10 protein-coding genes and 4 pseudogenes are annotated in these 13236 nt (G+C 36.0%); 3 read left to right on the forward strand and 11 right to left on the reverse strand.

Going from position 1 to position 13236, the window contains the following annotated elements:
- Nucleotides 1-124: YitT family protein (locus AC1DJR_RS16300; protein ID WP_477003031.1), on the reverse strand; the 124-nt coding region annotated here is incomplete at its 3' end.
- A 402-nt stretch (nt 125-526) separates the two neighbouring features.
- On the opposite strand from AC1DJR_RS16300, the pseudogene AC1DJR_RS16305 reads away from it, so the two are divergent.
- Nucleotides 527-1519, forward strand: a pseudogene (locus AC1DJR_RS16305) (RNA-guided endonuclease TnpB family protein); the annotation flags it as partial.
- Between the two features lie 560 nt (nt 1520-2079).
- Here the strand turns inward: AC1DJR_RS16305 and AC1DJR_RS16310 are convergent.
- A complete protein-coding gene (locus AC1DJR_RS16310) occupies nt 2080-2349 on the reverse strand; it encodes a 2TM domain-containing protein (protein ID WP_000438994.1) in 270 nt (89 codons plus the stop codon).
- 179 nt (nt 2350-2528) lie between these two features.
- On the reverse strand, nt 2529-3170 hold the full coding sequence (locus tag AC1DJR_RS16315) for a hypothetical protein (RefSeq protein WP_429692388.1): 642 nt from the start codon (nt 3168-3170) through the stop codon (nt 2529-2531).
- Between the two features lie 312 nt (nt 3171-3482).
- On the opposite strand from AC1DJR_RS16315, the pseudogene AC1DJR_RS16320 reads away from it, so the two are divergent.
- Together AC1DJR_RS16320 and AC1DJR_RS16325 are read left to right on the forward strand one after the other, a co-directional pair.
- Nucleotides 3483-4427: pseudogene (locus AC1DJR_RS16320) on the forward strand (S66 family peptidase); the annotation flags it as partial.
- A gap of 125 nt (nt 4428-4552) precedes the next feature.
- The gene (locus tag AC1DJR_RS16325; RefSeq protein ID WP_429688702.1) at nt 4553-4948 is read left to right on the forward strand and encodes a DUF3224 domain-containing protein; all 396 of its coding nucleotides are present in this window, start codon (nt 4553-4555) and stop codon (nt 4946-4948) included.
- A 231-nt stretch (nt 4949-5179) separates the two neighbouring features.
- Here AC1DJR_RS16325 and AC1DJR_RS16330 read toward each other — a convergent pair whose 3' ends face one another.
- The 8 genes and pseudogenes from AC1DJR_RS16330 to AC1DJR_RS16365 form a co-directional block, all read right to left on the reverse strand.
- Nucleotides 5180-5557, reverse strand: coding sequence for a hotdog family protein (locus tag AC1DJR_RS16330; protein WP_477003028.1), 378 nt, complete (start codon nt 5555-5557; stop codon nt 5180-5182).
- Between the two features lie 85 nt (nt 5558-5642).
- Nucleotides 5643-6890, reverse strand: coding sequence for a DUF1015 domain-containing protein (locus AC1DJR_RS16335; protein ID WP_477003029.1), 1248 nt, complete (start codon nt 6888-6890; stop codon nt 5643-5645).
- A gap of 13 nt (nt 6891-6903) precedes the next feature.
- The gene (locus tag AC1DJR_RS16340; protein ID WP_429688704.1) at nt 6904-8076 is read right to left on the reverse strand and encodes a 3-phosphoglycerate dehydrogenase family protein; all 1173 of its coding nucleotides are present in this window, start codon (nt 8074-8076) and stop codon (nt 6904-6906) included.
- A 12-nt stretch (nt 8077-8088) separates the two neighbouring features.
- Nucleotides 8089-9171 (reverse strand): 3-phosphoserine/phosphohydroxythreonine transaminase, encoded by a 1083-nt coding sequence (gene serC, locus AC1DJR_RS16345; RefSeq protein WP_429688705.1) that lies wholly within the window; start codon nt 9169-9171, stop codon nt 8089-8091.
- A gap of 209 nt (nt 9172-9380) precedes the next feature.
- Nucleotides 9381-9572: a DUF378 domain-containing protein gene (locus AC1DJR_RS16350; protein WP_002084566.1), complete on the reverse strand. Its 192-nt coding sequence runs from the start codon at nt 9570-9572 to the stop codon at nt 9381-9383.
- Between the two features lie 11 nt (nt 9573-9583).
- Nucleotides 9584-10546: pseudogene (locus AC1DJR_RS16355) on the reverse strand (glycoside hydrolase family 113); the annotation flags it as partial.
- A gap of 137 nt (nt 10547-10683) precedes the next feature.
- A complete protein-coding gene (locus tag AC1DJR_RS16360; protein ID WP_477003030.1) occupies nt 10684-13074 on the reverse strand; it encodes a penicillin acylase family protein in 2391 nt (796 codons plus the stop codon).
- Nucleotides 13075-13153: 79 nt separating this feature from the next.
- Nucleotides 13154-13236, reverse strand: a pseudogene (locus AC1DJR_RS16365) (DnaD domain-containing protein); the annotation flags it as partial.

The raw sequence follows: 13236 nt of genomic DNA on the forward strand, positions 1-13236 counted from the left end.
TAATCGTGATACCCGTTACCCCACCCTCACCAAACTCGTTCGGGATAACAAACAAATTGACACCTAACGCAAAAAGAAATGCACCAATAATAATAAAAATAATGTCTGTCGTTCTTTTTTTCATACAGTACCTCACTTCTTATGTAAATATTTATTCTGCCATAAACTCTCACCATTATATCGTGGAATATTCAAATCGAACAGTGGTTTATTTTTATTTTAATATAGGATGATAAATCAACTTTATTCTATATCCACATGTAATTTAAAAAGGGTAACAACTTTATTTATCCTTTTCGGCAAGAAKACTCCATCTGAATTGTGTTAGGGGTGAAACCCAACAATTCAGGTGGGGATGAATTGCCGTCAGAAGGTAGACTGAACTCTTTTGTTTCGTTCATAACAATTTTTGGTTACGAACATTTGTTTTTTGTTTTACGATATAATCTGCCCTTAGATAAGGAGGGAATATATCGTAAGACAACGAAATTGGATAATAATCATTCGGTCACTTGAGCCAAAAGGAATTACTGTAGAAGAATGGAATTACGATGAAGAACATGTTCATATTTTGTTCCGTTTCGTTCCAAATATTGATTTGTCAAAAATAATTTTAATGAACTCTCTAAGAAAGGTGGTGAAAACRATGGYTARAAAGAAAGCAGTGAAAGTATTACGTAAACAAAAGAAAAGAGAAAACATGCAACGATTCACGCAGAAACAGAATATCGGACGAGCTTGCCTTACGGCTAAAGAATTCCGCTTACTGCAACGCATGTCACATAGTTCAAAAGCGTTGCGAAATGTTGGATTGTACACGATTAAACAAAGTTATTTGAACCATAATAAAATGGCTACTGTAAAAGAAGTGGACACTGCCATGCAAACCGATAGGAACTACTGGKGCATTCAATCCAACTCTGTTCAAGCGATTCGTAGAGCCTTATTTACAGAAGTGAAGAGCTTTTTTAAAGCATTGGAACAGTGGAAGAAAAAACCTGACACCTTCACAGGTCGTCCAAAGTTTCCGAATTATTCTCGTTCAACTGACAAACGAATTATTGAAATCTATCAAGTTCCAAAAGTGGATGATAACGGGTATTGGATCATTCCRATGAACGTTGCATTCAGAAAAARATTCGGTTCCATAAAAATACGTATGCCTAAAAATTTAATAAATAAACAAATCTCCTACATTGAAATTGTACCGAAGCAAAAAGGTCGGTTCTTTGAGGTGCATTACACATATGAAATGCACSTTTCTCAAATGAAGAAACAATCCACGACTACTAGTAACGCTTTGAGTTGCGATTTAGGKGTAGAYAGATTATTAAGTTGCGTAACAAATAYAGGTGATGCATTTTTAATTGATGGAAAAAAACTAAAATCCATTAACCAGTACTTCAACAAAATGATAGGTAATCTGAAGCAAAAAAATGTGGAAAACGGACTTTCAAAACGTGTTGTAACGAACAAAATGGCCGCACTTTGGCATAAACGAGAACGACAAATAAATGGTTGCCAGTACCAACCAAAAACATACTTGGGGTGTTACCATAAGGTGGCATGAGTGCTAGAGCGTCAAACTATCTAGCGATAGATGAAAAGACCTAGTGTTCTAACTCAAGCCCCCACTGAAACGCTTCATCTCAGTGGGGGTAGTTGACTATGTACTACAAATAAAGTTTTGATTTCACATGCAATTGACGCTTAAAAATGAATATGAATACTCACTCGCACAAACTTCGAATACAAAGCAAATAGGCGAAGCTATAGAATAAACTTCGCATCAAGCATGTGATCACAGAGATTTATATGTCATTTTATCCCCGCTTATACCTCGGCATTGATTACTATTTCAATTTGTAGATTTCTATTACTATCATCACTAATTCCAACTGATATCCTCCTAAGTGGATTCTACCTTCCGTCTCCCCACACTTATTAATGTAGCTTCGAAAGAAAGTTTCATCAAAATGGATTCTTCTCCAGCAAATTTAAGTTTAGTTTTTATAAACATGCTATGTTCTAAAAGATACTTGCTATTGTATTTTATATTCATACATTGCAGAAAAAGATTTACTTATCTTTCTCCATATATTCTTTAATCTTTCGTTCTTCCCACTCTTTTCCGAATATCCCAAATGGAAAAGTTGTCAAACCGTGTATAACGATACCGATCCCCCAACCTCCCAGTGGATATAAAAACCATAATTTACTTGAATCAGAGCTTATATTTATAAAAAAAAGCATCAAATTAACTAGTATATAGACCGTTAAATGAATGTAAAACGCTTTTAAATTCTCCACCCTTTTTTTAGCTCGTAAATAATTCTCATCTCGCTCCACCCTTAAACACCTCTTTCATTATTGTATTTTTTAAACTCGCTCCGATTTAAACATCATATTCTAATCGAAAATCCCTTATTCTCAAAAAAACAYAAAAYAAAAAAGTACCCATCRAATTRTCATACAYATGATRATTYGATGGGTACTGCATGATACATTTGTTATTTACAAGCGTCTAATTAAGACCAAATCCAAACATCATCATTATTTTCAACGTCGCTCTTTACCTCATGAATTTTTTCGATATGATCCGTTGTGTTCCAGTTAATAGAACTTCCGCCCCAACCCACATACTTCATATCAATTTTTACTTTCTCACCTGTATTAAATACTTGTCCCTTCGTTAAGAAAACATCAATAATATCTTTTTTCCCGTTTAGCGATGGATACTCAACTACGACATATTTAGTAGAACTATCTCCTTCATCTTCCATCGTTCCTACTTTTGATACTTCCCCAATTACATAATCAGGAGAACCATCTTCTTTCATGTGCATACCTAATTTATTTGACGTATTTTCAACTGTATTTGCAATCATATATTCAGTAAAATTACGCATCATAGATCCAGTAGCTTTAACCTCATCCCCTACTTTCACATTTGAAAGGGAATCTATATACACACTAACAGGTTCCTCATATTGCTTAGATTTTACGACAATTACACCGTTATCYACTTCTACTACTCGCCCTTCTAACGTCGAGAGATTTGATTCAATAGAAGCGGCACTCGCTTTTGACAGTTCTAATCCTGGTAAATTCGTTCCTGATAATGCTGCGATCCCTAAAGCACCTGCTAAAATTATTTTTTTCATACCCATATGTAACCTCTCCATTCATGATGATTTTATTTTTTTGATTGGATACGACCAACCTGTAACTATTATAGTTACAGGTTATAAAAAATAGCAACCATCTTTCTCATGCAATGTTGCATACTGTRATTTTTAAATATAAAGTTTGATAAAAAGATTTATTGTATCTYATTCCTATATTCAGCAATAGTGTTAGGTTCATAAATAACAGCAGGTCTATTTGTTAATGGTGGCGAAAGTATATGTCATGTACTATGTTCTTCAACTCTACGGTTTGTATAGTCGTAGTTAATTACATTATGTAGGAGCGGAATTAATATGTTAATGAAACCAAAAAGATTACAGCCAGGAGATATTGTGGCGACAGTAAGTTCTTCATGGGGAGGTGCTGGTGATTCTAAGCTAAGATGGCGATATGAGCAAGGAGTAAAAAGATTAGAAGACGTCTTCGGTCTTAAGGTTGTCCCAATGCCAAATAGTTTAAAAGGTAGCGAATACCTTTACAACAACCCACAAGCTCGTGCGGAAGATTTAATGACAGCATTTAAAGATACTCGTATTAAAGGAATTATTACGAATATCGGTGGAGAAGATAGCATCCGTTTACTTCCTTATATAGATTTTAATGTTATACGCGAAAATCCGAAAATCTTTATGGGCTACTCTGACGATACCGTTTCACATTTGTTTTGTCATAAAGCAGAAATTCCCTCTTTTTACGGTCCAGCAATTTTAACCGATTTTGCCGAAAATGTAGAGATGGATCCATATACAATTGAAATGGTAAATCGAACACTCTTTTCAAATGAGRCTATTGGCGAGATYCAACCAGCTCATGAATGGACGAGTGAGCGTTTAGAATGGATAGAGRYRAATAAGGATMAAAGGCGTACGATGCARCAAAACAAYGGATATGAGCTACTTCAAGGCTCTACTACTGTACAAGGGCGTTTGATTGGTGGTTGTATAGAAGTACTGGAATTTGCAAAAGGAACGGAACTTTGGCCTGAGAAAAAACATTGGGAGAATAGTATCCTTTTCTTTGAAACTTCTGAAGACCATCCAGAACCAAGTTATATAAAGTATTGGTTACGAAATTACGCAGCGCAAGGCATTCTACAAAAAGCAAAGGGGATCATTTTTGGTAAACCAAAAGACGAAATGTATTATGAAGAATATAAACACGAAATACTGAAAGTTATGAAAGAACATAACTTAGAAGATTTGCCGATTCTTTATAATTTAAATTTTGGCCATACCGAACTAGCGATATGGCAGGACCCCAGTAAATACAAACACTCCTATGAGATATGACTGTGAATTGATACTTTTTAAAAGTATATAATTTAGGGGAGATTACTTATCTAATGATAAAGGGGATTACGTGTATGGAAGTAACATTTACAGTAAGTAAATGGGAGGAAAAACTAATCGATGATACTAGAAAAGATTTTCCTATTAATATTGCCCATGTTGAATATGATATTGATGGTGAATTAAAAGGAAAAGCTTTTGTTGAATACTTATTATATTATTTAGACTCAAATATAAATGATGGTCACTTGGCTACTGCTAAAATTTCTGGATTTTTACACTTTGAAGGAATTTATAAGGGGCAACAAGGGACATTTACAGCTATAGAGCAAGGAATATTCGATAAAGGAAATTTAGATTCCCCAGGAACAATTATTAAAGCTACCGGTAACTTAGAAAGTCTGAGAGGATCCTATCATTATCAGTTTACAGGTCAAACTAGTAAACTGATTTTAGAGTTTGAATTTTAGCAAAATACCCTATAATATAGTGGAAAGGACATTTCTTGTACTACTAGGAATGTCCTTTTTGTTGACGAGCTTATTCAACTATTCTTTTATTAGTTAAGAAAAGAACAGAGTATGTTACATAACGTCTTATTATCAGTATTCAGCAATGCATAAAATTTTCGTTATGGTGGAATTAAAAATCTAAGCCCGAGAGGCATGTGCCCCCCACCTATTCATTACTTTTCCTACTAACTAAAGAATWATCCCMGAAAAACTCCCCTTCATAACTTCYTTTTCAAGTTGATTYCTACATRTAAACATCGCAATAATTTTTGTGCGATGTTTTTCATCGGGTTCAAATTGTTCAATAGTTACGTCACAACGAATTGTATCACCGCTAAAAACAGGACGTAAAAATTCAAAATCCATCTTGCGAGCTAGTACGTTATAGTCACCGCCAATTTTTGTAGGCAGCGTTGATGTTAACAGCCCTTGTACAACAAATCTCCCCTGCTCATCTGGTGTAACATGATGAACACCTTCATCTTTAGATACTTCTGTAAATAAAACAACATCTTCTTTTGTAAACGTTCGTTCRAAGGTGATTTTTTCGCCTACTTGYAATTTCATCGATACCCCTCCTCAAAAACACTTTTAAMATAAGAAAAACCGAAACTATAATCATTTCGGTTTTTCAATCTAAAGAAGTCTATATTTATTTTAACGAATGTACAAACAACCCACTGCGCAGTTTCGGTTCAAACCACGTTGATTTTGGCGGCATAACTTCCCCTGCGTCTGCGATTGATAATAAAGCTTCCATTGATGTCGGATATAATGAAAACGCTGCTTTATATTCACCGCTATTTACAAGGCGTTCTAATTCTTCTAATCCGCGGATTCCTCCGACAAAATCAATGCGTGAATCAGATCGTGGATCATGTATTTCAAGTACTTGGCTTAACAAATGATCTTGCAGAATAGATACATCTAAACCTTTAACGAGATCATTCGCATCAAACGTTTCCTCTTTCACAGTGAGCTTATACCACTTCTCGTTTACATACATTCCAAATGATTTTGGCTCATTTGGTTTATACGGTGAAACCCCTGCTTCTTCCACATAAAAATATTGCGCAACTTGCTTTAAAAATTGCTCTACTGATAAGCCATTTAAATCTTTCACAACCCGGTTATAGTCCCAAATTGATAATTCATCAAGAGGGAATAAAACAGATAGGAAGAAATTGAATTCCTCTTCTCCTGTGTAATTCGRATATTGCTCTCTTCGCATTAGCCCTACTTTTGCAGCTGATGCAGAGCGRTGATGTCCATCTGCAATGTAAAGAYTRGGAATGTCTTCAAATGCATTTACTAAAGTCGTAATTACTTCTTCATCTGCAATCTTCCACGCAACATGCTCCACACCATCTTCTGCTGTAAATKTAWAGATTGGCGCATGTTCTTCTTTCCAGCTTGCAATGAAACGTTTCACTTCTTCTTTTGTACGATACGTTAAAAAGATTGGCCCCGTATTTGCGTCACACACATCTACGTGGCGAATACGATCAAGTTCTTTTTCATGACGCGTTCTTTCATGTTTTTTAATTGTATCATCTTCATACTCGTCAATCGATGTACAAACGACAAGGCCTGACTGCGTTCTTCCTTGCATCGTCAGTTCATAAATGTAAAGCGCTGGCTCCTCATCTTGAACGAACACTTCTTCTTGTATAAATTGCTTTAAATTTTCACCCGCTTTTGCATATACGCGATCATCGTACGGTGAAAGTGCCGGGTCTAAATCAATTTCTGCTTTATCAACGTGTAAGAAAGAATATGGATTCCCTTTTACAACTTCTCTTGCCTCTTCACTATTTAATACGTCATACGGTAAAGCTGCTACTTGTGCTGCTTTTCCTTCTACTGGACGAATAGCACGAAACGGTCGGATTTTTGCCAAGTTTCTCTCTCCTTTACACAATCATTCGAACAGCTACAACACCTGTGATTTTGCTTATATTTTCCACAATATTCTCTTTCATTATATCATCAATTCCGTTATCAATATCAATCATTGTGTACGCCCAAGAATGTTTACTACGATTAATCATATCCGCAATATTAATATGATGTTCTGCTAAGCATCCTGTAATTTGTCCTACCATGTTCGGAACGTTTTGATGCATAATTGTAATTCGTTTTTTTCCAATGTACGGAAGTTCTACGTTTGGATAGTTTACTGAATTACGAATATTACCTGTCTCTAAATATTCACGTAATTGACGTGCAGCCATTACTGCACAATTTTCTTCAGATTCAGACGTAGATGCACCAAGATGAGGCGTTGCTGTTACATTTTTCATCTTTATAATATTTTCATTTGGGAAATCTGTTACGTAATGTGTAATAATATCTTCTTCTAACGCTTTTTGAAGAGCTTTTTCATCTACAAGTTCTCCTCTTGAGAAATTGAATAGACGCATTCCTTTTTTCATCGTCTCTATAGCGTGTTCACCAATAATCCCCTTCGTTTGGTTCGTAAGAGGAATATGAAGTGTAATATAATCACACGTTGCAAAGATTTCATCTAGGCTAAACGCTCTTTGTACTTGCGTAGAAAGACGCCATGCTGTTTCAACAGATATATATGGATCGTATCCGACAACGTCCATCCCTAAAGATAACGCATCGTTCGCAACTAAAGCACCAATTGCGCCAAGACCGATAACACCTAAACGTTTCCCTGCAATTTCTGACCCAACGAATTGCTTCTTCCCAGCTTCAACAAGCTGTGGTACTTCTTCTCCATCCAACTCTTTCGTCCAGCTCACTCCATTTATAATATTACGGGAAGACATAATAAGGCTTGCAATAATAAGTTCCTTCACTGCATTCGCATTAGCCCCTGGCGTATTAAATACTACAATCCCTTTTTCCGTACAACGCTCAACAGGAATATTATTTACACCGGCACCAGCTCTTGCAATCGCCTTTAAATCTTCTGAAAACTCTTCTTGATGTAAAGAATAGCTGCGAAGTAAAATACCATCTGGATGACCTACTTTGTCTCCAATTTCATAGCGATTCCCATCAAAAATTTGCAAACCCTTTTCGGCAATTTGATTTAACGTCTGAACACGAAACATATCCCCATCTCCCTATCTATTTTCAAGCTCAAATTCCTTCATATAGTCTACTAATTCTTGTACACCTTGGATTGGCATCGCATTGTAAACACTAGCACGCATACCGCCGACTGAACGATGTCCCTTTAGCGTAACGAAACCGCGCTCTTTCGATTTTTGTAAAAACTGATTGTTAAGCTCTTCTGACGGTGTTGTAAACGGAATATTCATAAGTGACCGATACGTGGGATCAACTGGTGAAGTAAACAATTTAGATTCATCTAAAAAATTGTAAAGAAGTGAAGATTTCATTCTATTTTGTTCTTCAATCGCAGATACCCCGCCTTGTTCTTTCAACCACTCTAGTACAAGTTTTGCTACATAAATACTAAAGGATGGCGGTGTATTATATAGGGAGTTATTTTTACTGTAAGTTTCATAGTTTAACATCGTAGGACAAGCACTATTTGCACTGCCAATTAAATCTCTTTTTATAATTACAATTGTTAAACCCGCTGGCCCTAAATTCTTTTGCGCACCCGCATATATGAGACCAAACTTCGTAACATCATATTGTTCTGATAAAATATTTGAGGACATATCCGCAACGAGCGGCACTCTTTCTAAATGTGGAATATCCACATATTTTGTCCCCTCAATTGTATTGTTCGTTGTAATATGTACATAATCTAGTTCTTCATCATTTGGTAAATCATCCATTTTAGGAATCGTAGTAAACTTCTCTTTTTCAGAAGAAGCAATCACTTGTACTTCTCCTATTTTTCCGGCTTCTTGCAGTGCCTTTTTAGACCATGAACCTGTCAGTACGTACCCGGCTTTTTTATACGTACTCATTAAATTTAACGGTATCATAGAAAATTGTAATGACGCACCGCCCTGTAAAAATAAAACTTCATACTCATCAGGAATGTTCATTAATTCACGAAGTAAGCTACTTGCTTCATCAATAATACTTTGGAAATAAGAAGATCTATGGCTCATTTCCATAACAGACATGCCTGTCCCGTTATAATTTACAAGCTCCTTTTGCACTTTCTCTAAAACTGGCAAAGGGAGTATAGATGGTCCTGCTGAAAAATTATACACTCTCTCCATCACCCAGATAACCTCCCTATTTCTCATTTTTATTATTTTTTAAACTTTCTGAATTATAACCTATATACAATACATGGTCAATTTGTTTTCCGTTATTACGGTGCAAGACGCAATGGAATCGCTTGCATGTGCACCCTGCTTTTTATAAACATACAAAAAAGTGTTAAGTACATAATCGTACTTAACACTCTAGTAATTAAGTATAATAGCTACTTACTCGTAAAGAACCGATCGAAAATTTGATAAATAGCTGAAAGACCAAAGAGCCAATAAATAGTATCCACAAGCGCCGGCATAGAACCAAACCATTTCTCAACTACATTATAATCTAACGCCACAAACAACCAATTCAAACCGCCAAGAATCACCAAAATTACTGTAAGGTATGACAAAAATTTCATTATGATTGCCCCCTAGGTGATAAGATGGTGAAAGGCTCTCGGTAAGCACGCCACCCGTTAAGTTGTACATCTTTTGAAAACACATTCGTAACATCTGGGTTCCACGGGCTTTGTARTCCAAGTTCRCGTGCTGGMACRTTAAATCCACCAAAATAAACTGGCTTTCCTGTTGTTTTATGTAATGTCTCAAGTTGCTGAACRACATTTTGGCCMCGATTGTATACTGTCGTCGCAAATAAGCTTTGTTTTACTTCTTCGTATGATGGATTTCTTTTTCCTGAAACTTCAAACCAACTATCAATACTTACAATGTCCACCTTTTTTAAATACGGGCGATTTATTTTCTCTTTAAATTTCGCCTCAAAGGAAGGATCCCAACTTGCAGTTAACCACCAATTCATTTGATACAAAACATTTCCTTTATACTGCTGGCGAACAAAATTAATCGTATCATTCCAATATCCTTCTGCATATTCCATATTAACGAAATTAGAAGCGATTTTCAGCCCATAAACATTGTACTTACTTGTAATGGAATTAAAAATATCTTGTAAAACAACCGTTTTCCAATTCCAGAAGAAATCGTTAATATTACTAGGGTTCCACTCTGTTTCTCCAATATTTCCTTGCTGAATAAACGGAAACGGCTCCACTATAACTTGTATATTACGCTTTAATAATTCTTGAATTAAAATAATAGCTTGTTTCTTTTGCGCCTGATTAATTACCATATTAGCCGAATTCACATCCGGAATATCTACTTGAATCGGTACATTCACCGTATTTAAATTCAAGCGCTCTACATCTGCTAACACTTTCGCTACATTACCTACTTCCCATACCGTTACGTTTCCTGATTTTATTTTTCCAGATTGAACAGTATTTACATCCGCCTGTATATTTCCCTGGAAACAAAAAGAAAACAACATGATACACACTCCTAAAAAACTTACTAAGCTCTTATTTTTCTTCACAACTTTCCCCCTATATTTTTTGGCTTTCTTGATTATTTTATACAATATTACACATATATTCCATAAGAAAAATAATTCAAAAAAAGAGCGGTTCTCCCGCTCCTTTACAAACCATTCCATCTCAAAATATCTACACATTATTTAGGGACTAAATTTAACACTTTCCCTTCTATCCCATCTGTATTAAGTGTAGTCGTATGATACTCACCGTTCACCCAATCATCTATTTGATCATGATACCAATCGCTTCTAAAATGTCCTGACTGTCCCGGCCCCACTATATGATAACCGTTTGACATATCTTTCGTATCAATAACGAATCGCCAAGAAGCTCCGTGATTGACAATACCGTTATCTCCGTAATTCGCTGCTTGAACTGTAACTTGGCTTCCGCCAATTGGAACTGGTTTTTCGCGATTAAATGCRAGTAGTGCYARYRTACTAGATGATYTYGAAATTGGATGTGTAAAAGCAAGTTGATGGTAATCGCCCCACTTCCACTCYGCAACATTCGGTCYATATTCCTTCTGTAATTTYTTCATTACWTTCTCGTACGATGTATGCACAACTTTCGTGAAGCCTCCGTACTTCGTAAACCAAGCGCTATTTTCTCCTGCTACTTCTTTCCGAATCAATTCATCAACTACTTGTGACTTCCCTTCAAATAACTCCATCACATCTTTCGGTATTTCTTTTGAAAATAGCGTATTCGAAATCTCTTTCATTAACAAATGGAATATTAATGGTGCCGCTTCATCTTTACTATCGTAAAAATTCCACTTTGTTAATTGTTTTACGCCTTCTTTCTCTACTTCATTTAAAGATGCTTTATTTAACTCTTTTAACAATATAGGAGTAAACTCTTTCCCATATAAATTTTTTTGATCCATCTGTAAATCTTCTAAATCTTTCACCRTATACTTTTCCTTCTCTTGTAAAAACTCTTGAATACGCATTTGCCTATATGGCTGTGCCCACGTATTACTAATATGGTACGGGTAATTATCATCAACGATTTTATTATTTGCAGTTGAAATAAACCCTTGTTTTGGATTTATTACTTTTGGAAGTTGATCAAACGGAATATACCCTTCCCATTCATATTCATCTGTCCATCCTGGCACWGGCAAACTACCATCACCTTTTTTACGYAYYGGTATATTTCCATTCGCTTTRTAAGCAATKGTKCCATCGTTTGATGCAAACACAAAGTTTTGAGTTGGTGTATGAAAATCTTGAAGAGCCGTTTCAAACTCATTCCAATCTTTCGCCTTATTCATATTTAATACAGCCTTTAATTCAGCGGAAGGYTCCAAAGCAGTCCATTTCAAAGCGAATACTGTTTTTGTTTTCTCTTTTCCTTTATCCGCAAACTCTGAAATAACTGGACCATGCCTCGTAACCGTAACGTTATACGGAATTGTTTTCCCGCCTTTTACTTTAATAGATTCATCAACAACCGTAGCCTTTTCCCATTTATCGTTATACAAAAATTCATTTTCATTATTAGGATTTCGCTTCTCAATATATAAATCTTGCACATCGGGACCTGTATTCGTAACGCCCCATGCTATTTTGTCATTGTGTCCTAATATAACGCCTGGTACTCCTGCGAAAATAACGCCACTCACATGTAAATCTTTCATTTCAAGTTGCGATTGATACCAAATAGAAGGTGTCGCAAGAGATAAATGAGGATCATCCGCTAAAATYGGCTTACCAGATACACTCTTTTCACCACTCACAACCCAGTTATTACTACCGTTAAACTCTGGTGGAATAACTGTCTTTGAAAAACTTTGTGCTACGTCCACATTTGTATTTTTCAATTCAGCTAGCAATCTAGGCGCATCTTTCGGATATGTAGGAAATAGCTCATTTGCTTGCTCTTTCGGTAAATTTTTCAGCGCCCAATATCGAAATGCCTGTCCGTGCCAATGTCCTCCTAAATCAAACGCCATATACTTTCCAATCGTTAAAGAATCCACGATTGACCATTCAGCAGGTTCATAGCCTAATAAAGTAAACTCAACCGGCAATTTCTTTTCCTCTTTTGCCTCACGTATAAAAGTATTCACCCCATCAGCAAATGACTGCAGGGCATATTTCGCTTCCCCATCATATTGACTAACAGACGCTTCGGCTGCTCGCCGTAAACCGAGCGTTCGAAACAACTTATCTCGATCAACAGCTGCTTCCCCTACAACTTCACTTAACATACCAGAAGCTTGCCTTCTACTTAAATCCATTTGAAACAAACGATCTTGCGCTTGTACATACCCTTGTGAGAAATATAAATCATGCGCATTTTCCGCTTTAATATGTGGTACACCTTTACTATCTCGTTTCACCGCAACAGCATGTTGTAAATCCTTAAGTTTTATCGTTCCATCTATCTTTGGCACAGAACTAAGCGTATATATGTTCAAAAAAATCATAGCGCAAATAAACAAAAAAAGAACGATACTACTAGACCAAATAAAAATTCTTTTTCCCCTATTTCGTTTCTTTTTTATGACGACTTCCATACAATCCCTCCTCTCTCAATCTATTCGCTTCTATTGTGAAAGAACCTTTTAGAAAAGAAGAAATCATTACTTGCTCATGCTATGGATCATACAAACTGAATACTTCTCTCTTACGCACTATTTCCTTTCCTTTATTGAAGCTTACTCGTCCTTTCTTACACC

The sequence above is a fragment of the Bacillus sp. 05T31 genome, from assembly GCF_056396725.1.

What these genes read in the sequence shown, in the direction of transcription:
- serC (WP_429688705.1), bottom strand. Translation starts at nt 9,171, where the DNA reads ATGGAGAGAGTGTATAATTTTTCAGCAGGACCATCTATACTCCCTTTG.
- AC1DJR_RS16325 (WP_429688702.1), top strand. Translation starts at nt 4,553, where the DNA reads ATGGAAGTAACATTTACAGTAAGTAAATGGGAGGAAAAACTAATCGAT.
- AC1DJR_RS16340 (WP_429688704.1), bottom strand. Translation starts at nt 8,076, where the DNA reads ATGTTTCGTGTTCAGACGTTAAATCAAATTGCCGAAAAGGGTTTGCAA.
- AC1DJR_RS16350 (WP_002084566.1), bottom strand. Translation starts at nt 9,572, where the DNA reads ATGAAATTTTTGTCATACCTTACAGTAATTTTGGTGATTCTTGGCGGT.